Source organism: Phytopseudomonas straminea (assembly GCF_900112645.1).
In the GTDB taxonomy this organism is placed as follows: Bacteria; Pseudomonadota; Gammaproteobacteria; order Pseudomonadales; family Pseudomonadaceae; genus Aquipseudomonas; species Aquipseudomonas straminea.
The window spans coordinates 25,528-48,800 of the sequence record NZ_FOMO01000016.1 but is presented as its reverse complement, the minus strand read 5'-3'; the positions used below and the strand labels follow the sequence as shown (position 1 = coordinate 48,800).

20 protein-coding genes and 1 other RNA gene are annotated in these 23,273 nt (G+C 62.7%); 11 read left to right on the top strand and 10 right to left on the bottom strand.

What is annotated here, in order from left to right; all coding sequences use genetic code 11:
- The 3 genes from BM279_RS23485 to BM279_RS22890 all read left to right on the top strand — a co-directional run.
- Window positions 1-222: hypothetical protein (locus tag BM279_RS23485; protein WP_208604553.1), on the top strand; the 222-nt coding region annotated here is incomplete at its 5' end.
- Between the two features lie 234 nt (window positions 223-456).
- On the top strand, window positions 457-897 hold the full coding sequence (gene aroQ, locus BM279_RS22895; protein WP_093507687.1) for a type II 3-dehydroquinate dehydratase: 441 nt from the start codon (window positions 457-459) through the stop codon (window positions 895-897).
- A 7-nt stretch (window positions 898-904) separates the two neighbouring features.
- Window positions 905-1,759: a shikimate dehydrogenase gene (locus BM279_RS22890; protein WP_093507685.1), complete on the top strand. Its 855-nt coding sequence runs from the start codon at window positions 905-907 to the stop codon at window positions 1,757-1,759.
- Window positions 1,760-1,828: 69 nt separating this feature from the next.
- On the opposite strand, the gene BM279_RS22885 is transcribed toward BM279_RS22890, so the two are convergent.
- Together BM279_RS22885 and quiC are read right to left on the bottom strand one after the other, a co-directional pair.
- Window positions 1,829-2,500, bottom strand: coding sequence for a TetR/AcrR family transcriptional regulator (locus BM279_RS22885; RefSeq protein WP_093507693.1), 672 nt, complete (start codon window positions 2,498-2,500; stop codon window positions 1,829-1,831).
- An 83-nt stretch (window positions 2,501-2,583) separates the two neighbouring features.
- Window positions 2,584-4,491 (bottom strand): 3-dehydroshikimate dehydratase QuiC, encoded by a 1,908-nt coding sequence (gene quiC / locus BM279_RS22880; protein WP_093507683.1) that lies wholly within the window; start codon window positions 4,489-4,491, stop codon window positions 2,584-2,586.
- A gap of 577 nt (window positions 4,492-5,068) precedes the next feature.
- On the opposite strand from quiC, the gene BM279_RS22875 reads away from it, so the two are divergent.
- Window positions 5,069-6,445, top strand: a complete 1,377-nt coding sequence (locus BM279_RS22875; protein WP_093507681.1) for an MFS transporter — start codon at window positions 5,069-5,071, stop codon at window positions 6,443-6,445.
- A gap of 62 nt (window positions 6,446-6,507) precedes the next feature.
- Here BM279_RS22875 and BM279_RS22870 read toward each other — a convergent pair whose 3' ends face one another.
- The 4 genes from BM279_RS22870 to BM279_RS22855 form a co-directional block, all read right to left on the bottom strand.
- The gene (locus BM279_RS22870; RefSeq protein ID WP_075932747.1) at window positions 6,508-7,389 is read right to left on the bottom strand and encodes a DMT family transporter; all 882 of its coding nucleotides are present in this window, start codon (window positions 7,387-7,389) and stop codon (window positions 6,508-6,510) included.
- A gap of 83 nt (window positions 7,390-7,472) precedes the next feature.
- Window positions 7,473-8,294, bottom strand: coding sequence for a sugar phosphate isomerase/epimerase family protein (locus BM279_RS22865; protein WP_093507679.1), 822 nt, complete (start codon window positions 8,292-8,294; stop codon window positions 7,473-7,475).
- Between the two features lie 40 nt (window positions 8,295-8,334).
- Window positions 8,335-9,381 carry a Gfo/Idh/MocA family protein gene (locus BM279_RS22860; RefSeq protein WP_093507677.1) on the bottom strand — a complete coding sequence of 349 codons (1,047 nt, stop codon included), beginning with the start codon at window positions 9,379-9,381 and terminating at the stop codon, window positions 8,335-8,337.
- Window positions 9,382-9,500: 119 nt separating this feature from the next.
- Window positions 9,501-10,274: an IclR family transcriptional regulator gene (locus BM279_RS22855; RefSeq protein ID WP_093507691.1), complete on the bottom strand. Its 774-nt coding sequence runs from the start codon at window positions 10,272-10,274 to the stop codon at window positions 9,501-9,503.
- A gap of 315 nt (window positions 10,275-10,589) precedes the next feature.
- Here BM279_RS22855 and BM279_RS22850 point away from each other — a divergent pair, with 315 nt between their 5' ends.
- The 5 genes from BM279_RS22850 to BM279_RS22830 all read left to right on the top strand — a co-directional run bounded on the left by BM279_RS22850 (window position 10,590) and on the right by BM279_RS22830 (window position 15,307).
- Window positions 10,590-10,775 (top strand): hypothetical protein, encoded by a 186-nt coding sequence (locus BM279_RS22850; protein ID WP_093507675.1) that lies wholly within the window; start codon window positions 10,590-10,592, stop codon window positions 10,773-10,775.
- A gap of 45 nt (window positions 10,776-10,820) precedes the next feature.
- The gene (locus BM279_RS22845) at window positions 10,821-11,288 is read left to right on the top strand and encodes a tripartite tricarboxylate transporter TctB family protein (RefSeq protein ID WP_075935114.1); all 468 of its coding nucleotides are present in this window, start codon (window positions 10,821-10,823) and stop codon (window positions 11,286-11,288) included.
- A 12-nt stretch (window positions 11,289-11,300) separates the two neighbouring features.
- A complete protein-coding gene (locus BM279_RS22840; RefSeq protein ID WP_093507673.1) occupies window positions 11,301-12,815 on the top strand; it encodes a tripartite tricarboxylate transporter permease in 1,515 nt (504 codons plus the stop codon).
- 62 nt (window positions 12,816-12,877) lie between these two features.
- Window positions 12,878-13,879, top strand: a complete 1,002-nt coding sequence (locus tag BM279_RS22835) for a tripartite tricarboxylate transporter substrate binding protein (protein WP_093507671.1) — start codon at window positions 12,878-12,880, stop codon at window positions 13,877-13,879.
- 222 nt (window positions 13,880-14,101) lie between these two features.
- Window positions 14,102-15,307 (top strand): OprD family porin, encoded by a 1,206-nt coding sequence (locus BM279_RS22830; protein WP_372239586.1) that lies wholly within the window; start codon window positions 14,102-14,104, stop codon window positions 15,305-15,307.
- A gap of 188 nt (window positions 15,308-15,495) precedes the next feature.
- On the opposite strand, the gene ffs is transcribed toward BM279_RS22830, so the two are convergent.
- An RNA gene (ffs, locus tag BM279_RS22825) (signal recognition particle sRNA small type) lies at window positions 15,496-15,592 on the bottom strand.
- A gap of 101 nt (window positions 15,593-15,693) precedes the next feature.
- Entirely contained in the window at window positions 15,694-17,328 is a 1,635-nt protein-coding gene (locus BM279_RS22820) for a methyl-accepting chemotaxis protein (protein WP_093507667.1), read from the bottom strand.
- Window positions 17,329-17,614: 286 nt separating this feature from the next.
- Between BM279_RS22820 and BM279_RS22815 the strand changes: the two genes are divergently transcribed.
- Together BM279_RS22815 and BM279_RS22810 are read left to right on the top strand one after the other, a co-directional pair.
- Window positions 17,615-17,893, top strand: a complete 279-nt coding sequence (locus BM279_RS22815) for an HU family DNA-binding protein (RefSeq protein ID WP_013791713.1) — start codon at window positions 17,615-17,617, stop codon at window positions 17,891-17,893.
- A 123-nt stretch (window positions 17,894-18,016) separates the two neighbouring features.
- On the top strand, window positions 18,017-19,729 hold the full coding sequence (locus BM279_RS22810; protein ID WP_093507665.1) for an OPT family oligopeptide transporter: 1,713 nt from the start codon (window positions 18,017-18,019) through the stop codon (window positions 19,727-19,729).
- A gap of 174 nt (window positions 19,730-19,903) precedes the next feature.
- Here BM279_RS22810 and ligA read toward each other — a convergent pair whose 3' ends face one another.
- Window positions 19,904-22,270 carry an NAD-dependent DNA ligase LigA gene (ligA, locus tag BM279_RS22805; protein ID WP_093507663.1) on the bottom strand — a complete coding sequence of 789 codons (2,367 nt, stop codon included), beginning with the start codon at window positions 22,268-22,270 and terminating at the stop codon, window positions 19,904-19,906.
- Between the two features lie 99 nt (window positions 22,271-22,369).
- Window positions 22,370-23,194: a cell division protein ZipA gene (zipA, locus tag BM279_RS22800; RefSeq protein WP_013791716.1), complete on the bottom strand. Its 825-nt coding sequence runs from the start codon at window positions 23,192-23,194 to the stop codon at window positions 22,370-22,372.
- Window positions 23,195-23,273 lie beyond the last annotated feature (79 nt).

Sequence of the window (23,273 nt, the reverse complement as noted above, 5' to 3'; positions counted from 1 at the left end):
GAAGAATTTTTTCTTTCTTCTCAACACCTTGCAGCGCCCGACCAGACCATCTTCTCTCCAGCGGGAGGCGCATTCTACAGCGTTACAAACCGCTGTCAACACCCTCATTTACCGCCTTCGATCAACCTGACCGAACCATCCACAGAACCACTCAAACCGCCCTGTCGATGCCGGCGCATTCTACTCGAATTCGCCGTCCGTGCAACCTTTATCTTCGTCTAACTCGTTGATCTACAAAGAGTTTTCAGATCAGACTGCGCCGGAAGTGGTGCGCATTATAGGCCCCTCGAAACTCAGGTCAAGGGGTTATTTCACTTTCTTGCGAAATCGGCCGTAGCGCGATAATCGAACGCTTTGGCTGCTTTATATAGATAGCTGGATTGACCTAATTAACCAGTTAGTACATTTTTACTGAAGCCGCCTCAGGCTGATTCCACAATAACAACAGGAAGCACCATGGCTCCCATCATTCTGATCCTCAACGGCCCGAACCTGAATATGCTCGGCACCCGTGAGCCGGTCACCTACGGCCACGAAACCCTGGCCGATATCTCCAGGCTTTGCGCGAACACCGCTGAAGCCCTTGGCCTGACCACCGAATTCCGCCAGACCAACCATGAAGCCGAGCTGATCGACTGGATTCACAAGGCACGCGGCCGCTGCGCGGGCATCGTGATCAACCCGGCGGCCTGGACGCATACGTCCGTCGCCATTCGCGATGCGCTGGTTGCCTGCGAGCTACCGGTCATAGAAGTGCACCTCTCCAACGTTCACAAGCGGGAGACCTTCCGCCATCACTCCTTCGTTTCCCCTGTCGCGCTTGGCGTGATCTGTGGTTTGGGCAGCGGCGGCTATCGCGCTGCACTCCAGCACTTCAGCCACCTGGTCAAGGAATAAGGCCGTCATGACTTCCAGCAAAAGCATTCTCGCCGGCCTCATCGGTGCCGGCATCCAAGCGTCCCGTACCCCAGCCATGCACGAGCATGAAGGCGATGCCCAGGGGATTCGCTACCTATATAGGCTGATCGACCTGGACCAGTTGAAGCTCGGCATCAGCGCCCTCCCCGATCTGCTCAGCGCCGCCGAGCGCATGAGCTTTACCGGGCTCAACATCACCTTTCCCTGCAAACAGGCGATCATTCCGCTGCTCGATGAACTCTCCGACGAAGCAAGGGGCATCGGCGCGGTCAACACGGTCGTGTTCAAGGATGGCAAACGCATCGGTCACAACACCGACTGCCTCGGTTTTTCCGAAGGATTTAAACGCGGCCTGGGTGACGTCGCCCGTCGACGCGTGGTGCAGATGGGCGCTGGAGGCGCCGGCGCCGCGGTCGCTCATGCCTTGTTGAGTGAGGGCGTCGAACAGCTGAGCATCTTCGACGTCGAGCCCGAACGCGCCCAGGCCCTGGCAAGCAACCTCAACGAGCACTTCGGCTCGCCACGTGCCCAGGCCGGCGACGACCTGAGCTCGGCGATGGCCGCCGCAGATGGTCTGGTCAACACCACACCGATGGGCATGGCTAAACTGCCCGGCATGCCGGTACCCAAGGCGCTGCTGCGCAAAGAATTATGGGTCGCGGAGATCGTCTACTTCCCACTGGAAACCGAACTGCTGCGCGAAGCGCGTGCCATCGGCTGCCGAACCCTGGACGGCGGCAACATGGCAGTCTTCCAGGCCGTGAAGGCATTCGAACTGTTCAGCGATGCCCAAGCCGATGCAAAGCGGATGCTTGATCACTTCCATAGCATGAACGGTTGATGCCACCGGGCCGACTCAGCGATGAGTCGGCCTAAGCTCAATGAGTGATACGTTCAGGCGATGACACGCTCAACGCGTGATATAGCGCAGTACCGCTTCGCAGATCATCGTCTTGTGGCGCTGCTTGACCTGTTCGTCCGGCAGGTCGATCTGGAAGATCTCTCCGAAGGTATGCCGGTTCGAGACGCGGTAGAAGCAGAACGAACTGATCAGCATGTGTACGTCCAGGGTATCGAGCCCCTCGCGAAACAGCCCTTCCTTCTCGCCACGCTTGAGGGTTTCGCCCAGCGTCAGCAGCACCACGTTGCTCATCCGGCGGATTTCCGGGGACTGCTTGACGTACTCGCCGTAGTGAATGTTCTCGATGCTGACGATGCGCACGAAATCCGAGTTGCGATCATGGTGGTCGAAGGTGAACTCCACCAGGCGGCGAATGGCGTCGGGTGCTGGCAGCTCGTCGAGGTGCAGACGGCGCTCGGTACTGCGGATATCACCGTACAACTTCGAGAGCACTTCGAGATAAAGCTGCTCCTTGCTGCCGAAGTAGTAATAGATCATGCGCTTGGAAGTTGCCGTGCGCTCGGCGATGGCATCGACCCGGGCACCCGAGAGCCCCTGGCGGACGAATTCGGTGATGGCGGCCTGCAGGATATTTTCCCGGGTTTTCTCCGGATTGTTCTTGCGTGGCTTGCGCGGCGCTGCGGCCTGTTCTTGGCTCGCAGGCTCGAGGGTAGCGGTCATGGAATCACTCATCATGGCGTTCTTGTTATCACTACAAACGAAAAGCGGATGCGACCTGTGGTACGCATCCGCCTGAGTACAGCTTACAGCTTCGCCTGCCGCGTCACACCACTGCGTGCCTTGGCCATGGCAGCCAGACGCACCGCAACGTTGGCAGCACCGTAGCCGACGTAGCCATTCTTGCGTTGAATGATCTCGAAGAAGAAGCGCTCCTCGAACGCCTCGGTGTACACGTGGAACAGCTCACCGCCCTGGGCATCGCGGTCGTAAAGCACGTTGTAATAAGCCAGTTCGCTGAGGAACTCGTCGTCGAAATCGAAGCGCGCGGCGAGATCGTCATAGTAGTTGAGCGGGATGTCCAAAAGCGGCACGCCCGCCTCCTTGGCCCGCTCGACTTCCTTGAAGATGTCCTCGCAGGAAAACGCGATGTGATGCACGCCGGAACCCCGGTAGCTGGACAGCGCATGGGCGATGGCGGTATTGCGGTTCTCCGAAATGTTCAGTGGCAGGCGCACAGAGCTGCAGCGGCTGCGCAGCGCCCGACTCTTCACCAGGCCATAGGGATCGGGCAGCACCACTTCGTCGTCGGCCTCGAAGTCCAGCAGGCTCTTGTAGAACAGCACCCAACTGTCGAGGCTGTCCGCCGGCAGCGCCAGCGCCATGTGGTCGATACGCTGCAGGCTACCGGCCGGAGCCGCAGCGGGGTCCAGCTTGAAGTCGCTGTCGTAGATGGTCTGCCCTGCTTCGGCCTGGTCGACCAGGTAGATGAGGCTGCCATCGGGCGCGCGCATCGCCGGAATCTCGCGCTCGTTCGGCCCGACCAGACCGCGATAGGGGTGGCCACGGTAATCTAGGGCGCGCTGCAATGCCGTCGTACCGTCCTTGACCTTCAGTGCGGTGGCGCACAGCGACGGGCCGTGGGCCTCGAAGAAACCGTGGGCGAACGAATAGGGTTCGGCATTGAGCACGATGTTGATGTCGCCCTGACGCAGCAGGCTGACGTCCTTGGAGCGATGCTCGCCTGCCTTGGCGAAACCCAGGCGCTGCAACCAGCCCGACAGCTTGGCGCCGGCAGCCTCGTCGACGGCGAACTCGAGGAACTCGACACCGTGATAGCGACTGGCTGGCGGTGTGTCGAACAGCAGATCGAGGTTCGGCGCCTTGGCATCGGTCGCCAGCAGTTGCCGGGTCTTCTCTTCCAGATAAAGAAGTGAGCGCAGCCCGTCGACCGCATTGGCGCGTGGCGGCGCGGCGCGGAAGCCATCGTTGAAGATTTCCAGCGACAGCGGGCCGGTGTAGCCGGTGCGGATGATCGGCGCCAGAAAGCCTGGCAGGTCGAACTCGCCCTGCCCCGGGAAGCAACGGAAGTGGCGGCTCCATTCCAGCACGTCCATGGCCAGAATCGGCGCATCGGCCATCTGCACGAAAAAGATCTTGTCGCCAGGGATCTCGGCGATGGCTGCCGGGTCACCCTTGAGCGACAAGGTGTGGAAGCTGTCGAGAATCACCCCGACCGCGGCATGATCGGCCTGGCGAACCAGGTTCCAGACCTGCTGGTAAGTATTGACGTGGCGGCCCCAGGCCAGTGCCTCGTAACCGATACGCAGGCCCCGTGCGCCGGCGCGCTCGCCCAGCAGACGCAGGTCGTCGACGAGAATCTCTTCATCACCGAGCGAGTCGGCAGCCACGTTGCTGCATACCAGCACCAGATCGGTGCCAAGCTCCTGCATCAGGTCGAACTTGCGCTCCGCACGGTCCAGGTTGCGTTGCAGCCGGTCGCGGCGGCAGCCTTCGAAATCACGAAACGGCTGAAACAGGGTGATGGCGATGCCCAGATCGGCGCACATCTTGCGCACGTCGCGCGGGCTGCCCGCGTAGTACAGCAGGTCGTTCTCGAAGATTTCCACGCCGTCGAAGCCGGCAGCGGCGATGGCTTCGAGTTTCTCGGGCAGGGTGCCGCTCAGCGAGACGGTGGCGATCGAGCGATGCATACTTCAGCTCCTTGTAGATAACGATCTCTACGGATCGTGTAATGACCTGGGCCCGGCACCAGAAGCGTAGCCGACGAGGCGTTCGAGCCTGGGGTTTACCAGGCCGTTCAATCCCCTTATGCCATTTCTTGAGGCCTGCAGCGATTATTCGTGCGCTCGCGGGAAGCGGCAATTCAAAGTGTACGAACTAGTTAGTATTTCGTGCGATTATCGAACACTAGGCCGTTTATCGAATTGACGCTATTTCACGACTTGCAACACCATGTTTCCCACTGCAGTGACGGAAACCCTTCCGCCGCGACCAGCAAACAACCCGGCTCCATCCATAACAATTTCAATAAGAGTACGCCCATGCTCACTTCCCAGCCCCTGCATACCCGCATACCATTCGCACGCTTTTTGGCACCCACCCGGCCAACTGCGTCTGCGCACGTCCAACCCTGACTCGCGACACTCCGCTCGATAATCCTGAAAGCGGGTCGACCGGTGCCATCCACAAGGCCGGTCCCCACACGCTGTGGCCAAGCCGCACCCAGTTGCCGCTTCGCTCGGCGCTCTAATAACAACGGAGACCATGATGGCTAAGCCCTCAACTTCACAAGCCAAGAAAGCCACTGCCAGCGGCTGGGTCGGTTCAGCGCTGGAGTACTACGATTTCTTCATCTACGCCCAGGCCGCGGCGCTGATCTTCCCGCAGATCTTCTTTCCCAACACCGATCCGAAGATGGCCATCGTCGCCTCGCTGGCAACCTACGGCGTCGGCTACCTGGCGCGCCCGGTAGGTGCATTCGTGCTCGGCCATTGGGGCGACACCCGTGGTCGCAAGAACGTGCTGCTGCTATGCATGTTCCTGATGGGCATCTCCACAATGGCCGTCGGCCTGCTGCCGACCTACCACGATATCGGTCTGCTGGCTCCGGCCATGCTGGTCGTGCTGCGCCTGATCCAGGGCTTCGCGGTAGCCGGTGAGATCTCCGGCGCCAGCTCGATGATTCTCGAGCATGCGCCCTTCGGACGAAGAGGCTTCTACGCCAGCTTCACGCTGCAAGGCGTGCAGGCCGGCCAGGTGCTCGCCGCTGCGGTGTTCCTGCCGCTCGCCTACTTCATGCCGAGCGAGGCGTTCAACGACTGGGGCTGGCGGATCCCGTTCCTGCTCAGTGCCTTCGTACTGCTGGCGGGTTTCATCATCCGTCGCGAGGTTCACGAAACGCCGGCCTTCGTCAACGAAGAGAACAAGCAGAAGATCGCCAAGTCACCGATTTCCGAAGCATTCAGCACCAGCTGGCGGACCATGTTCCTGGTCATGGTCATGGCGCTGATGAACGTGATTCCGGTGGTGGCGACCATCTTCGGTGGCGCTTATGCCGTGCAACCCGCCTACGGGATCGGCTTCGACAAGAGCGTCTATCTGTGGATTCCGGTGGTGGGCAACATCGTCGCGGTTCTGGTGATTCCGTTCGTGGGCAACCTCTCCGACAAAATCGGCCGCCGCCCGACCATGATCACCGGCGCGCTGGGCTCTGGCCTGCTGGCGTTCGGCTACCTGTATGCGATCAGCATCAGCAACGTGCCGCTGGCGTTCATCATGTCGCTGCTGATGTGGGGCGTGGTCTACCAGGGCTACAACGCGGTGTTCCCGAGCTTCTACCCGGAGCTGTTCCAGACCCGCTACCGCGTGTCGGCCATGGCCATCGCCCAGAACATCGGCACCATGCTCACCGCCATGCTGCCTGCGTTGTTTGCCCTGGTCGCACCGCCCGGCTCGGACAACATTCCATGGCTGATCGGCGGCCTGGCATTCGGCATCACCTGCCTGTGCGCCCTCGCCGCCTTCATCGCGCCGGAAACCTACCGCGTTCCGATGAGCGAACTGGGCAAACCCGGCGCCAAGCCGATGGACAAGGCCGAGTACGACGCCGCTCGCCAGAACAGCGTGAACGAAGCCAGCCACTAATCAGGCAGACGTAAAAGAGAAGGCCCTTAACGGGCCTTCTTGTATTTCCGGGGGCTGAAATTTTAGCGCTTTCTGCGTTGCTGATAGGCGGCCGCCAGCCCGCTGAGACAGATGATGGCGATACCCACCTTGGCACTCGCCTCTGGGTCGTGGCCGAAAATGATCAGCCCCAGCAGGCCGGCGAAGACGATCTGGCAATAACCGAACGGCGCCAGCAGCGCCGGCGCGGCGTGGCGGAAGGCCTTGGTCAGCAGCAGGTGAGCGAACATACCGCACGCACCGAGCGCCAGCATCAGCGGCAAGTGTTGCCACTGCGGCAGTTGCCAGAAGAACGGCACCAGGCAGCTCATCAGCAAGGTATTGAGCAGGCCGGTGAAGAAGTTGCTGGTGGTCGGCGTGTCGTACTGGCTGAGCAGGCGCGTGAGTATCTGGTAGGCGGCGAAGCAGCTTGCCGAACAGAGCGGCAGCAGCACGGCCGGGGTGAACAGGTCGCCGCCAGGATGCACGATGATCAGTACGCCCACGAAACCCACCAGCACCGCCGCCCATTGCCCCCGGCTGACACGCTCCTTGAGCAACGGCACCGACAGCGCGGTAACCAGCAGCGGCGCCAGGAAGTTTACCGCCGTGGCCTCGGCCAGCGGGATGTACAAGAGGCCGGTGGTGAAGAACAGGCTGCAGCCCAAAAGGCAGATCGCCCGCAACGCCTGCAACCCCGGCCGTTTGCTGCGCAGCACGCGCAACCCCGACTGCGGCAGGAAGATGCCGGCCATCAGGAGCGTGTGCACCACATAGCGCGCCCACACCACCATGATCACCGGGTAGATGCCGGAAAGGTACTTGGACAGCGCGTCGTGGCTGGCGAACAGAAAGGTCGCCAGCACCACCAGGGCGATGCCCTTCAAGGGATGATTGACGCCTGACAGCGAACTCGGGGTGCTCATGGGAATTCTCGTGATCCAGACGTCATTATCGGTAGCAAACTAACTATATGTGCGGTCTGCCGCCATTGCGGATTCAGTATGGGCTATGCCGACAGGTCGAGACGTTTCAACAGCGCCCAAGCCTTATCGATAGCCATCTGCGCCCGCTGCGTCGGATCCTTCACCTGCCGGGTGGGGATTTCCAGACTCAACGGAACATTGGCCGGTAGACAGCGCAACAGCCCCGGCAAGTCACAATCACCGTCACCGGGAAAACGCCGCTCGTTACGCGCCTGGCGCAGAATCTCCGCCATATCGTGCGGCCGCGGCCCGGCCACGTCGCACAGTTGGGCATAACCCAGCCATGATGGTTCCACCTGCTGCAACTCGTCGAGGCGCGACCCCGAGCGATTGAAATGGAAGGCGTCGACCAGCACGCCGCCGTTGTCGCGGCCGGCCTGACGCACGATACGCACTGCCTGTGCGAGATCGGCAACGTTGGTCCAAGGCATGAATTCCAGATGGGGCCGCAAACCGTACGCCATGGCGCGGTCGCACAATTCGCTGAAATTGTCGGTCAGCCGCGCTTCATCCGGGTCGTTGCCGGCGACCAGCACCTCACGCGCACCGAACTCGGCGCCAACCTCCAGCACCGTCTCGAAATCGCTGCAGCGTGTATGGGGTTTGAGCCGCAGGATCTCGACGTCGAGTACGCCGATGCCGGTGTCGCGCAGCCGCCTGAGCGTCTGCCGGCGCAGATCCGCGTCGGCCACCAGCGCGAAGTGGTGTTCCTCCTCGGTGGCGGGAATCAGGCGCAGGCCGACATGACTGTAGCCCGTTCGGGCAGCCACCTCGACCATATGCGGGGGCGCGAGCTCGAGGACGGTCAGGCTTGCCAGGGACATCGGACGTTCGTGGGTGTGCATCGATCTCTCTCCAGGCCGAGGCCCATGAATGGACGTTGGCTCAGACGGATTCGGGTACGGTGGCGCAGCCCTGCTCGGCGGCGCGGCAGATGGCGTCATACAGCGCCAGGGTGCGCCCGGCATCGGCTGCACTGACCAGCGGCAGTGCTTCACCCCGCGCAACCTCGATGAAGTGCCTGAGCTGCAACAGCAATGCGGGAGCAGCCTCGTACGATTGCTCCGCGCTCTGCAAGGGCTCGTGCCAGCCAGCGCCTGGCGAAGCGTACGACCAGTAACGCAGCTGCGGGATGCTCAGCGAACCTGCGGTGCCGGCCAGCAGGTAGCACGGCTGATCGGGCTGCCGTGGATACACAGGGTTTTCCCCGGCGCTGAGCTCCCAGCTCCAGGGAGCCGCCGCCGCGTCTGAGCCGGTCAGGCTACCCAGCGCACCATTGGCGAAGCGCAGGATAATCGCCGCGCCGTCCTCGTTGGCGAAGCCGCGCACGGCGTTGCTGGTGAGGGCCTGAACCTGGTCCACCTCGCCACACAGGTAGCGCAGCAGATCCAGATCATGGATCAGGTTGGTCAGCAGCATCCCCGCGCCGGGCTCGCGCCGCCAAGGCACGTCGTAATAGCTGTCCGGCTTCTGCAGTTGCCAGAGCGCCGTCACCGTGGTGAGTCGCCCCAAGACGCCCTGCTGCATCAACTCCCGCGCCTTGCCGATCAGCGGATTGTGGCGGCGGTGGTGACCCACGAGCACCGGCACGCCGCTGCGCTGCACGGCAGCCACCAGTTCGCGCACTTCCTGCAGGCTGACACCGACCGGCTTCTCGAGCAGCGCCGGCAGGCCGGCCTCGATACAGCGCAACGCAGTGGGCACATGGGCCGCATTGGGATTGGCGATGATCACCGCCTGGGCCAGGTGGCTGTCGAGCAGGCCCTGTAGTTCATCGAAACACGGTACCCCGTGGTCGGCGGCCAGCTGCCGGGCCTGCTCGGTAGGATCGACGATCGCGCAAAGAGTGGCGTGCGGCAGCTCGCGCAGATAACTGAGGTGTTGCCGGCCCATGATGCCGGCGCCGATCAGGGCGATTCGCAAAGGGTTCAAGACATGAGTCCTTTTCTGATTGTTATAGGCGCAGCGCTCGACAACAATCTAGAACTCAGTTCTACATTTAATCAACTCCGGATGGAGCGCTCGGCCGTTAATCGAACGTTATCGGCCACTCAGACGAACAGGTCCGATGCCTGGCTCGCTGACGACAGCTCGGCAGCCGCTTCCAGCAGCAAGGGTGCAAGCTGTTCCATGCGTTCGCCGGGCATGCGCGCGCTGGGGCCGGCGATGCTCAGCACGCCAATCACGCCACCTCGCTGCGGGTGGCTGACCACCGCAGCCAGCGCGCAGGTACCCAGGGAGGAAGTTTCCATCACGGTCGCATAGCCGCGCTCGCGGGCACGCTGCAGGTAACCGAGCAGCGCTTCATCGTCATGGGGCGCGTTGGGGCCGAACTCGCTGTCGTCGGGAATGTGCTGGCGCGCCACCAGCGCCAATGCGTCGGCGTCCGCCAGGTTGGCCAGCCAGGCATGGCCGGAGGCGGTATAGCGCAGCGGCGCGTCACGCCCCATGTCGGGGTCATAACGCAGGCCGGAGCGCGCGCCCTGGGATTTGGCGATCCAGGTCTGCCGTTCGCCTTCGATCACCCCCAGGCGCACCAGTTCGCCACTTTGCCGGGCCAGGCGATCGAGAATCGGCTGCACGATGTCGGCGCCGCTGGCCGACAGGTAGCGAAAACCCAGGGCGACCAGCTTGGTCGAGAGCCGATAACGGCTGGTATCGGCGTCCTGGCGCACGTAACCCAGGCGCACCAGCTCGGCGAGCATGCGATGCGTGGCGCTTTTGGGAATCTGCAGCTGCTCGGCCAGCGTCTGCATCGGCACATCACCGGAACCCGCCAGGCTCTCCAGAAGATTCAGTGCCCGTTCTATCTGGCTGCCAGCCATGGTCATGCCCTCGAATAATTTGCCACGATTCTAAAGACCCAGCGGTGCCGGCGGAACCGCCACATTCTGAAATCATCGCAGCCACCGTCGGGATCGCCGCGGGTTGGCTGCGCCCGAACATGAGGCCATAATCCAGACCGGCTATTTGTACTAACTGGTTCGTTCTTGTTCGGTTATCGAACAGGAACCGATTTGGTGAATTGAAATAGCCCGCATCACCACACAGTATTCCCAGCACTTGCGTGAGACATGCCGGTTTTGCCAGCGCCACTCACGAAAAAAATGCCTTACCTATAAATATAAGAAGGTCACGCCATGCCACAGCTCAACACTGTGTTCACCCGCGCCCGGCAGATCAGCCTGAGCGCCATTCGCTCCCTGGCCAATACGCACAGCGACGCCGCCTCGTCCTTCGCGCCGGCGGCCCTCGACATGCTCACTTTCCAGACGCCCCAGCGCCCTACCCACGCGCCGATTCGCCAACCCGGCACACGCGCCTGAGCGGTTTTCCAACGCGGGCAGCACGGCTGCATCTTGGAGTGAGTCATGAGTACATCGAAAAAAGTACCGGTGGGTGAGCGCACCTTCTGCATCCTGCTGGTGGTCTTCAGCCTGTTCGTTCTCTATCAGGCCTATCTGATTTCCGGGTTCTCCTCGATCAGTTCGCCCGGCGCCTTCCCCCTGGGGGCCGGTGCCGTGCTGCTGATCGCCGCCGTGCGAGTGCTCTGGGAATTACGCGGCAAGCCGACTCACGGCGAGAGCTGGGCGGCCTCGGCCAAGCGTTTCAGCCACGAGCACTTCCCACGCCACATCGTAGTCTTCACCCTGCTCTCGGTGGCCTACCTGGCCGTCATTCAATGGGCGAGCTTCTACGTCAGCACCTTCGCCTTCCTGATGCTCTCCATCGTCTACCTGCGGCGCGGCAAGGTGCTTTCAGCCCTGGTGGCCAGCGGCATCTCGGTGCTGGCCATCTACCTCCTGTTCACCCTGGCGTTCAGCGTCTACCTGCCCTGAGACGAGACTTCCATGAGCGATACCTTTTCCTACCTGCTGATGGCCTGGATGGACCCCAACCTGCTGATGCTGACGGCGCTCGGCACCTTCGCCGGCATCTACATCGGTGCCATTCCCGGCCTCTCGGTGACGATGGCGGTGTCCATCCTCGTCTCGTTCACCTTCTCCTGGGACGTCAACGACGCCCTGGCGCTGATCGTCGGCATCTTCATCGGCGGCGTATACGGTGGCGCGCGCAGCGCCATCCTGCTGAACATCCCCGGCGGCCCTTCTTCGGTGGCCACCTCGTTCGACGGTTACCCGCTGGCCAAGCGTGGCGAGGCCGGTCGCGCCATCGGCCTGAGCACGGTGATGTCGGTGATCGGCGGGCTGGTCGGTACAGGGGTACTGGCTTTGGCGGCACCGATACTCGGCGACCTGGCGCTGCAGTTCGCGCCCCGCGACTACTTCCTGATCGCCGCCATCGGCCTGATGCTGGTCGGCAGCCTTGCCGAGGGCAGCCTGGCAAAGGGCATCTTCGCGGTTGCGCTGGGCGCGATCATCGGCATGGTCGGCATGGACCCGGTCACCGCCGAAGGGCGCTTCACCATGGGCCAGATGGAGCTGATGGGCGGCATTCACTACGTGGTGGTGATGATCGGCCTGTTCGGCGTCGCCGAAGCGCTCTTCCAGCTGCACAACCTCAGCACCCAGGCGGTCAAGCAGAAGGTCGACAAGATCATTCCGTCGGTGGCGATGGTGCTCAAGTTCCTGCCGCTGTCGCTGCGTACTTCGATCATCGGCGTGCTGGTCGGCGTGCTGCCTGGCGTCGGCGGCGAGATCGCCGCTCTGCTCGCCTACGACCATGCCAAGCGCACGGTCAAGAACCCGACCAGCCCGTTCGGTGAAGGCGCCTACGAAGGCCTGGTGGCACCGGAAACCGCCAACAGCGCTGCCGTCGGCAGCGCCTACGTGCCGATGCTGACGCTCGGCATGCCGGGCGACGCGGTCACCGCGGTGATCATCGGCGCGCTGGTGATCCACGGCCTCAACCCCGGCCCGATGCTGATGGTCGAGAACCCGCACATCTTCTGGTTCACTGTCGGCAACCTGGCGCTGGCCAACATCTTCCTGCTGATCTTCGGGCTGATGGGTATCAAGCTGTTCGCCAAGGTCGTCGAGCTGCCCAAGGCCGTGCTGATTCCGCTGATCCTGGTGCTCTGCACCGTCGGCTCCTACTCGCTGAACAGCAGCATGACCGAGGTGTACTGGATGCTTGGTTTCGGCCTGCTCGGCTATTTCCTCAAAGCGTTCGGCTTCCAGATGGGGCCGATCATCCTTGGCGTGATCCTCGGCCCGCTGATGGACAGCTCCTACCGCCAGGCCATGGCCTCGGTCGGCGACAACCCGGTCGAGCTGCTCGGCGAGCTGGTCAGCAGCCCGCTGTCGCTGATTCTCACCAGCGCCCTGGTGCTGGTGCTACTGAGCAACACGCCGCTGTTCGGCTGGCTCAAACACAAGCGCAAGGCCGCTTCGGTTCAACCTTGATACACCGCGTCACGCATGCCCGGAAACGGATATATAAAAACAACCAATGGAGAGTCTCCAACATGCTCAAGCAACTACTTACCGGCGTCGCATTTTCCCTTAGTGCACTGACGCTCGCCCTGCCCGCCCATGCCGAATACCCGGAACGCAGCATCCAGGCAGTAATTCCCTGGGGTGCCGGCGGTGCCACCGATAACGTGATGCGCAGCCTGGCGCCCTACGTCGAGAAGGAACTGGGCACCAAGCTGATCCTCAACAACCGCCCCGGCGGCACCGCCGTGATCGGCAGCAGCTACGTGATGCAGCAGAAACCCAACGGCTACACCCTGCTGCTCGGCGCCGAAAACCCGCAGCTGTATCCGGTGCTCGGCCTGGCCAAGTTCGACTACAGCGATTTCTACCCGGTCAACATCATTGGCCAGAACGTTGTGGTGATCGCCACCAACGCCGACAGCCCGTTCAACTCCATGGCCGAGCTGCTGGCCGCCGCCAAGGAAAAGCCGGACACCTTGCGCATGGGCTCCACCGGCGCTGGCGGCCTGCCGAGCACCGTCCACGCCATGGTCAACGCCGTCGGCGAGCTGAAGGTGCGTGAAGTAACCTTTGGCGGCGACGGCCCGGGCATCACCGCGCTGATGGGCAAGCACATCGACTTCATGCCGCTGAGCCTGGCAGCCGCCCAAGAACTGGTGCGCTCCGGCAAGCTCAAGGCACTGGCCGTGCTGGCCGCCGAGGAAGTGCCGGAGCTGCCGGGCGTCGAACCGATCACCAAGGCCCTGCCTGACATCGGCGAATACCTGCCATGGGGCCCATTCTGGGGCGCCTTCGTGCACAAGGACACCCCGGACGACATCAAGCAGAAGCTGGTCGAGGCCTACTCCAAGGCCGTGGCCAATGAAGAGTTCCAGGGCTTCCTGAAGAACTACGGCGCCCAGAGCCTGAACCTCAATGGCGCCGAAGCCGAGCAATTCCTCAAGCGCTGGCAGTCGGTCACCGCCTGGTCGATGTACAAGGCCAAGGCCATCGAGATCTCGCCGGACAGCGTGGGTATCGAGCAACCCTGATAACCGGGCTGGGCAGGCAAACTGCCCAGCCTGTGCTGTAGCGGAGCGCCCAGTCGGGCCAACTCCATCAATCGATGACAGAAAAACGCTTCCGCCCAGGCGGCAGGACTCGTGCGTCCTGAGAAAAGGAAAATCGTCATGAAACCGATCGAAACCGTAGTTCGCAGCCGCTGCTTGCTCGCCCCCTCGCTGCTGGCCCTCGGCGTTGCTCTCGCCCTGCCAATGGGCGCCCACGCCGAGGGCTTCGTCGACGACGCCAAGGTGTCGCTGAACCTGCGCAACTTCTATATCAACCGCAACTTCACCAATCCCGAGGGCCCGAGCGCGGCGGCGCCACAGAGCAAGGCCGAGGAATGGACCCAGAGCTTCATTCTCGATGCCCGCTCGGGTTACACGCCGGGCGTGGTCGGCTTTGGGGTCGATGCGCTGGGCATGCTTTCGCTCAAGCTCGATGGTGGTCGCGGCACCTACGGCACTGGCCTGCTACCCCGTCATGACGACGGCCGCCCGGCTGACGATTACGGTCGTCTGGCGCTGGCTGCCAAGGCGAAAATTTCCAAAACCGAACTGAAGGTCGGCGAATGGATGCCGGTGCTGCCGATCCTGCGTGCCGACGATGGACGCTCGCTCCCGCAAACGTTCGAAGGCGCGCAGGTCACCTCCAACGAAATCGCCGGCCTGACGCTGTACGGCGGCCAGTTCCGCCAGAACAGCGAACGCAACAACGCCAGCATGGAAAACATGTTCCTAAACGGCAACAGCGCAGCCAATGACTCCAACCGTTTCAACTTCGTCGGCGGTGAGTACAAGTTCAACGGCGACCGCACCATGATCGGTCTGTGGGGCGCCGAGCTGAAGGACGTCTACGAGCAGCAGTACCTGCAACTAACCCACAGCCAGCCCATCGGCGACTGGACCCTCGGCGCCAATCTCGGCTACTTCCAGGGTGAAGACGACGGCTCCGCGCGCGCCGGCAAACTGGACAACAAGACCTACTCGGGCCTGTTCTCCGCCAAGTACGGCAGCAACACCTTCTACGTCGGCCTGCAGAAGGTTACCGGCGACACCGGCTGGATGCGCGTCAACGGCACCAGTGGCGGCACCCTGGCTAACGACAGCTACAACTCGTCCTACGACAATGCCAAGGAAAAATCCTGGCAGGTACGGCATGACTTCAACTTCGCCGGTGTCGGTATCCCGGGCCTGACCCTGATGAACCGCTACATCAGCGGCAGCAACGTGCATACCGCTGCAACCGACGATGGCAAGGAATGGGGCCGTGAGACCGAGCTGGCCTACGTGATCCAGGACGGCGCCTTCAAGAACCTGAGCGTGCGCTGGCGTAACGCGAGCATCCGCCGCGACTTCAGCAACAACGAGTTCGACGAGAACCGCCTGATCTTCAACTACCCGCTGTCGATCCTGTAAGCCAGCGTACCCTCTCCAGTGTCACCCTTTTGCCCGTCCCTGCGACGGGCTTTTTCCATGGCCAACGGGAAATATCACTCGCAGGAACAAAAACGACGGACAGCAGAAAACGCCGCTGCGGTAGGTACCGAGCGCCGAAGCTGTATTTCAAAATCAAGTGACCCGAACGGGCCTGGAGATGGAGGCGATCCTGCCAGCCACACCCCGGCACACAATGTTCCCGCTGTGGCTGCTTCCTTCCGGATCTGACCAGGTTCACGGGTAATCGTTGCGGGGGGACCGGCAGGACCACCATAACGCGGCTCACCATGCAGTGAGCCGGCGCCATTGTACCGGCTTGTGCCGAACTTACAACTGCTTCAAGCACTTAGCGTATATGTGCGGCCTCAGACGCGGAAGCGGCCGACCAGTCGCGCCAGGTCCCCGGACAGCTCGGACAGGCGCTGACTGGCTTCGGTGCTCTGCTGCGAGGTGTTCGCTGCCTCGTTGGAGAGCTCACGAATATCGGTGATATTACGGGCGATCTCCTCGGTGACGCTGCTTTGCTGCTCACAGGCGGTGGCGATCTGGGCCGTCATATCGTTGATGCGTTGCAGCGAATCACTGGTATCGCTTAGCGCCTGATCCACACCCGCTGCCTGCTCGACACTTTCCCGGGCCTTCAAACTGCCCGAGTGGGTGGCTTTGACGGCATTCTGCACACCGCCTTGCAGGCGCTGGATCATGTCCTGAATGTCGGTTGTCGACTGTTGGGTGCGCGCTGCCAGAGCCCGCACCTCGTCGGCCACCACAGCGAAGCCGCGTCCCTGTTCGCCCGCTCGCGCGGCCTCGATTGCGGCGTTGAGGGCCAATAGATTGGTCTGCTCGGCAATGCCGCGGATCACCGCCAATACCTCACCAATGCGACCGGCTTCCTGCTCCAGCGCCTGAATGCTCTGCGAAGCACTCTCCACTTCACCAGCCAGATGACGAATGGTCTGAATGGTCGCCCCGACCACCCGCGCGCCTTCACGGGACTGGGTTTCGGCGTGACGTACGCTATCGGCTGCGCCCTGGGCACTACGCGCGACCTCATGCACCGCTGCACTCATTTCAGTGGCTGCGGTACTGACCTGATCGACCGCCGCGTGCTCGCTGTTGATCAGCCGGTCATTGGTGGCGGCCATCACCGCCAGGCCTTTCGCCGCACTGGCGACCTCGCCGGTGACCCGACCTACATCGCTGATCATCGGGTGCAGCTTGTCGAGGAAACGATTGAAGCTGGTACTGAGGCGGCCGAGCTCGTCGCGTGACGATACTTCAAGGCGTACGCGTAGGTCGCCATCGCCATCGGCCAGTTGGTCGATGCGGTCGAGCAAGCGGTGTAGCGGCCGCGTGACCAGCGTGGGGAAGGCGATGACCAGCAGCAAGCAGACCAGCAACCCGCTGCCCACTGCCACACCGAGCTGCCAGCCAAGGCGTTCGCCGTGGGCAATAGCCGCTGTACCGACATCTTTGGCAGCCTGATCCTCCAACTCGCCAAGCTTGTTGATCACCTCGCGCATGGCATCGAATTGCGCCTCGCTGTCGCCGAAGCTCAAGCGGGCGGCGGCGGCCGGATCCGTGTTGATCAGTTGCATGACCTGAGCGGCACTGCGCTGCCAGGTTGCAAATGCACGTTCGAAGTCGCTCACCAGGCGCATGGCCTCGTCGCCCGGCGCCATCTGCCCATAGGCGCGGACGCGGTCAGCGGCCTGCTGGACGTTTTCTGCCTGGGACTGGCGCAGATCCGCTACATGTTCTCGAGCACCATCGCTGAGCAGGCTGCGCTCGGCGACTAGCGCCTGATAGAGGTCGCGATCGGCGTTGAGCAGCAGACTCACGCCTGGCAGAAATTGGTGAGTGAGTCGATTGCTGGCGCCAACCACCTGGCTGATGCCCCACATAGCCAGGCTGCCCATCAGCACCAGCAACAGTGCGAGGAAGATGATCGGCAGGGCAATCTTCGAACGAAACCCAAGATCGGCGAATAAGCGCAACATGGCTTCCCCCAGCAGAACCGGAATGGCTCTGGCGACTGTTTTCAGGAGAATAGCCCCATTTAAAGGAACAGAAAGGCAAACCGCCAGTATCTTTACGCGAACTTAACACCCTTGGAAAAACACGAGAAACGCTCGCAAGCGCACGGATTTGAGCAGTACGGCGGAATTAACCGGCAGCAGGTAGGTCACAATGAAGCCTGACCGATCGGGCAGTGCAGCTCTGATCGATCAACTATGAGTAGCGGCGTATCCAGCGCCAGACTTTTCATCCCCAAGGAGCAATCACATGGCCATTACCAAAGACCAACTGATCGGTGACATCGCAGAAGCTATCGACACGCCGAAGACCACCGTCCGCGCGGCACTCGATCAGCTGAGCGAGATCGTCAGCGATGCGTTGGAAAATGGTGGTGAAATCACCCTGCCGGGCATCGGCAAACTGAAGGTAAGCGAGCGCCCGGCGCGCACCGGTCGCAACCCGCAGACTGGCAAAGCCATCGAAATCGCTGCCAAGAAGGTCGTGAAGTTCGTACCGGCCAAGGCACTGACCGACGCGGTCAACTGATCCATCAGCGGGGCGTCACAAGGCGTCCCGCTGCTCTTCCCCGCAAAGAACGCCCTCCTTTAAGACTGAACCCCCGCCAGCCTGACGCCTCAAACGACGACACTCGTCAGATGCAGGCTCGCCATGCTCGCCGATCGCGAACTCACCTTCCGCGCCCTGTTTTCCGGTGTATTGCTCGGCGCCCTGCTGACGCCGTCTAACATTTATTCCGGGCTGAAAATCGGCTGGTCGTTCAACATGTCGATCATCGCCCTGCTGGTCAGCTACGGCATCTGGCAAAGCCTGGTGCGCTGGCGTCTGGGCACCGCCTGGAGCATGCGCGAAAGCAACATCAATCAGACCACCGCCTCGGCGGCCGCTTCGATCATCTCCGGCGGCCTGGTGGCGCCCATACCAGCTTACACCCTGCTGACCGGGCAACAGCTGCCGACGCTGCCATTGGTGGCCTGGGTGTTCTCGGTGAGCTTTCTGGGTATCTGGGTGGCCTGGTACCTACGTCGCAGCATGGTCGAGGACACCCGCCTGCGCTTTCCCGAGGCGGTCGCCACCCTGGAAACCATGCAGCAGGTCTACAACCATGGCCGCGATGCGCTGCAACGTCTCTGCGTGCTTGGCGCCGCGGCGCTGCTCGGCGGGCTGGTGAAATGGGCAGATACCTTCCTATACAACCTGCCGCGCTGGTCGCCCAGTGCGCAACTGGAACGGCTGACCTTCAACCTCGACCCGTCGCCGCTGCTGATCGGCTTTGGCGGCATCATCGGCATCCGAGTAGGCCTGTCGTTGCTGCTTGGTGCCTTGATCGCCTGGGGCGGCCTGGCTCCGTGGTTGCTGAGCAGTGGCCTGGTCGCGCTCGCCGATGATGCCAGCGGCCCGCAGTTCGCTCCGCTGGTAGAGTGGCTGCTATGGCCCGGCGTGACCCTGCTGGTCTGCGCCACCCTGACCGCCCTGGCGGTGCGCTTCGTGGCGAGCCGGCGTATCGCCCGCGCCGCTGGCGATACGCTCCGGCAGAGCCCTGCCAAATTGCCGCTGCTGATGCTGGTTCTAGCGTCCTTGCTGGTGCTGACGCTGCAGGTGCTGCTGTTCGATATCGACCCGCTGATGGCGCTGCTCAGCGTACCGCTGGCGGTGGCCCTCGCCTGCATGGCCGCGCGGGTGGTCGGGGCGACCGGCATTCCGCCAATTGGCGCCACCGGGCAGCTGTCGCAATTGACGTTCGGAGTGATCGCACCGGGGCAGGTCAGCGTCAACCTGATGGCCGCCAATACCGCCGGCGGCGCCGCCGGCCAGTGCACCGACCTGCTCAATGACTTCCGGGTCGGCCACGCCATCGGCGCCAAGCCCTACAACCAGTTGATCGCCCAGTGCCTGGGCATTCTGGTCGGCAGCATCGTCGGCGTGCTGGTCTACCAGATCCTGATCCCCGACCCACAAAGCATGCTGATCACCCAACAATGGCCGGCGCCCGCCGTCGCCACCTGGAAGGCGGTCGCCGAAGTGCTGGGTTATGGCCTCGATTCTCTCGACGTGAGCATTCGCTGGGCCATGCTGGCCGGCGCCCTGGGCGGCGTGGTGTTTGGCGTGTTGGAAGCGAGCCTGCCGGTGCAGTCGACCTTCGCCCGGCTGCTGCCGAGCTCGGCGGCCTTTGGCCTGGCGTTCATCATCCCGGCGTCGATCTCGCTGATGATGGCGATCGGCGCCCTGCTCGCCTGGGTATTTCAGTCGCGCTGGCGCAGCCTCGGCGAGCGTTTCACCATCGCCGCCGCGGCTGGGCTGGTGGCCGGCGAAAGCATCGTCGGGGTCGGCACGTCGTTCTGGATGATGTTGGCGGGCGGTTGAGAACGCATTGATGAGCCACTGCTGATGGGTTGTAGCCACGCAGGCCTCGTAGCCTGGCGTTGAGCGCAGCGAAACCCAGAAAACCCTGGGTGTCGCTGCGCTCGACCCGGGCTATGCGCTGCGCAGGAGCGTCGACCTCGGCGCGAGGTCGCGGTTTCTGGAGGCGTTAAACCGTCATTCAGCAGCGATGCCGTAATCGCCCAGCTTGGCGATAAACGTCTGCTCATCAAGCACCGGAATGTTCAGCTCGGTGGCCTTGGCCAGCTTCGAGCCGGCGCCGGGGCCGGCGACCACGCAGGTGGTTTTCGCCGATACCGAGCCGGCCACCTTGGCGCCCAGGCTTTCCAGCTTGTCCTTGGCGATATCGCGGCTCATCACTTCCAGGCTGCCGGTCAGTACCCAGGTCTGGCCGGCCAGCGGCAGGCCTTCGACGACCTTCTTCTCGCTCTCCCAGTGCATGCCGAAATCACGCAGCTGCGTCTCGATGGCCCGCGCACGATTGGCGTTCTCGGCGTTGGCGAAGAACTCGCGCACCGACTGTTTGGCTTTTTCGTTGAGCCCCTTCATCGCGCTGAGGTCGAGCCAGTCGGCGGTGATCACCGCCTCCAGCGTCTTGAAGCGCTCGGCCAGATTCTTCGCGCCAGTGGCCGCCACAAACGGAATATTCAACTTGTCGAGCAATCCGCCGAGCGTGGTGCTGGCGGCGAATTCGGCCGCCAGCTCGCCCTGGTCCTGCAGCTCGAGCCCGCGCTCGAGCAGGTGGCTGATCACCGTCTGGTTGTGCGCGTCTTCGAAGAAGCTGTGGATCTCGTGGGCCACCTCCAGACCGATGTCCGGCAGGTAGGTTAGTACTTCCGGCAATGCCTGGGTGACACGCTCCAGCGACCCCAGGGAGCGCGCCAGCACCTTGGCGGTCTCTTCACCCACATCGGGAATACCGAGGGCGTAGATGAAGCGCGCCAGGCTCGGGCGCTTGCTGTCAGCGATGGCCTTGAGCAGTTTATTGCTGGATACCTCGGCGAAGCCTTCCAGACCAACGACCTGATCGAATTCAAGGGTGTAGAGATCGGCCGGCGACCCGACCAGGCCCTCGTCCACCAGTTGCTCGACGCTCTTCTCGCCGAGGCCTTCGATATCCATGGCACGGCGCGAGACGAAATGGATGATCGCCTGCTTGAGCTGGGCGGCGCAGGCCAGGCGGCCGACGCAACGATACACGGCACCTTCGCTAACGGTTTCGCGGCCCTTGCTGCGTTTGATCAGCTGGGTACGCTCCACCGCCGAGCCGCACACCGGACACTGCTCCGGCACCGCCACTGGGCGCGCGTTCTCGGGGCGGCGCTCGGTGACCACCTGCATCACCTGGGGAATCACGTCACCGGCGCGGCGGATGATCACCGTGTCGCCGATCATCACCCCGAGGCGCGCCACCTCGTCCATGTTATGCAACGTGGCGTTGGATACCGTCACGCCAGCGACCTTCACCGGCTTGAGGCGCGCCACTGGCGTTACGGCACCGGTACGGCCAACCTGGAACTCCACGTCGAGCAGCTCGGTGAGCTCTTCCATGGCGGGAAACTTGTGGGCGATGGCCCAGTGCGGCGTGCGGGCGCGAAAGCCGAGCTGCTGCTGGTCTTCGATGTTGTTGACCTTGAACACCACGCCGTCGATGTCATAGGGCAGCCCCATGCGCCGCTCGCCGATATCGCGGTAATAGGCGAGACAATCCTCAACGCCCTTGGCCAGCTTCAGCTCGGGGCTGATGGGAATGCCCCAGGTCTTCAGGCGCTGCAGCATGCCGACCTGGGTCGGCGCCGGCTCGGCGCTGTGCTGGCCGAGGCCGTAGCAGCAGAATTCCAGCGGGCGGCTGGCGGTGATCTTCGAATCCAGCTGGCGCAGGCTGCCGGCCGCGGCGTTGCGCGGGTTGGCGAAGGTCTTGCCACCGATCTCGGCCTGGGCGGCGTTGAGACGTTCGAAACCAGCGCGGGACATGAACACCTCACCGCGCACTTCCAGCACATCCGGCCAGCCACTGCCCTGCAGCTTGAGCGGCACGTTGCGAATGGTGCGCACGTTGACGCTGATGTCCTCGCCGGTGGTGCCGTCGCCGCGGGTGGCGCCGCGCACCAGCTTGCCGTCGCGATACAAGAGGCTCACCGCGAGGCCGTCGAGCTTGGGCTCGCAGCTGTATTCGACCTCGGCACCGCCACCGAACAGATCGCCGCCCTGCACGCCGAGGCCGTTCTGCACGCTGCGGTCGAAAGCCCGCAGGTCGTCCTCTTCGAAGGCGTTGCCAAGACTGAGCATGGGCACTTCGTGGCGCACCTCGCCAAAGGCGCTAAGCGCTTCACCGCCAACGCGCTGGGTCGGCGAATCGGGCGTCACCAGTTCCGGGTGCTCGGCTTCGAGGGCCTGCAGTTCGCGGAACAGACGATCGTATTCGGCGTCCGGCACGCTCGGCTCGTCGAGCACGTAATAGCGGTAGTTGTGTGCGTCCAGTTCGTTACGCAGTTCGAGGATACGTTGAGCGGAATCTTTCATGCGGGTCATTCTCGGCGGGCCACGGCCAGGGCACAGAAACGAAAAACCTCAAGCCAAGCGCTGGGCTTGTAGCTTGAGGCTTGTCGGTGCCGCTTTCTTTCAGCGTTTTTGCGTCAACAGGCGGCGTTCGTATTCGACGATGCGCTGACGGTAATGTTCGATGGTTTGCGCGGTCAGCACGCTGCGCTGATCGTCCTTGAGCTCACCATTGAGTTCGTGGGCCAGCTTGCGTGCCGCAGCAACCATCACGTCGAAGGCCTGCTTGGGATGACGCGGGCCTGGCAGGCTGAGGAAGAAGCTCACCGCGCGAGTGCTGAAGCCTTCGATGTCGTCCAGGTCGAAGGTGCCGGGTTTCAGGGCGTTAGCCATGGAGAACAGCACTTCGCCGTTGCCGGCCATGCTCTCGTGGCGATGGAAGATGTCCATCTCACCGAAACGCAGGCCGCTTTCCAGAATGTTCTGCAGCAACGCCGGGCCCTTGAAGCCCTGTTCGTCGCGGGCGATGACATTGATCACCAACACCTCCTCGACCGGCGGCAGGTCCTTGTCGGACTGCTTGCTGGAGGCGCTGCGGGAATCGTCTTTTTCAGCAACCGGATCGAGCAGCGTCGGCACCGGCTCGTCGGCGACCAGATCCAGGTCGCCCTGGCGCGGCTCGCCACGACGGCGGTTGTTGACGTCACGGGCGCTCATCGACGGCAGATCATCTTCGTCCAGAGAGGGTTCCTGATTGCGCTCGACCACCCGGGGCGGGCTGAGCACGTCGGGGTCGCCGTCATCATCGGGCAGATTGGACAGGTTGCGGTCGAGCCGGAACTTGAGTTTGCCCTTGCCACCGCGCATCCGCCGCCAGCCATCGAAGAGGATGCCGGCGATGACGATGATACCGATGATGATCAGCCACTCGCGTAGACCGAATTCCATGAAATGTCCTGACCCCTAAAGCAAAAATTGATGAAAAAAGGCGTCCTGGCCCGTAATGATGACCTTGAAACGTGGCGCC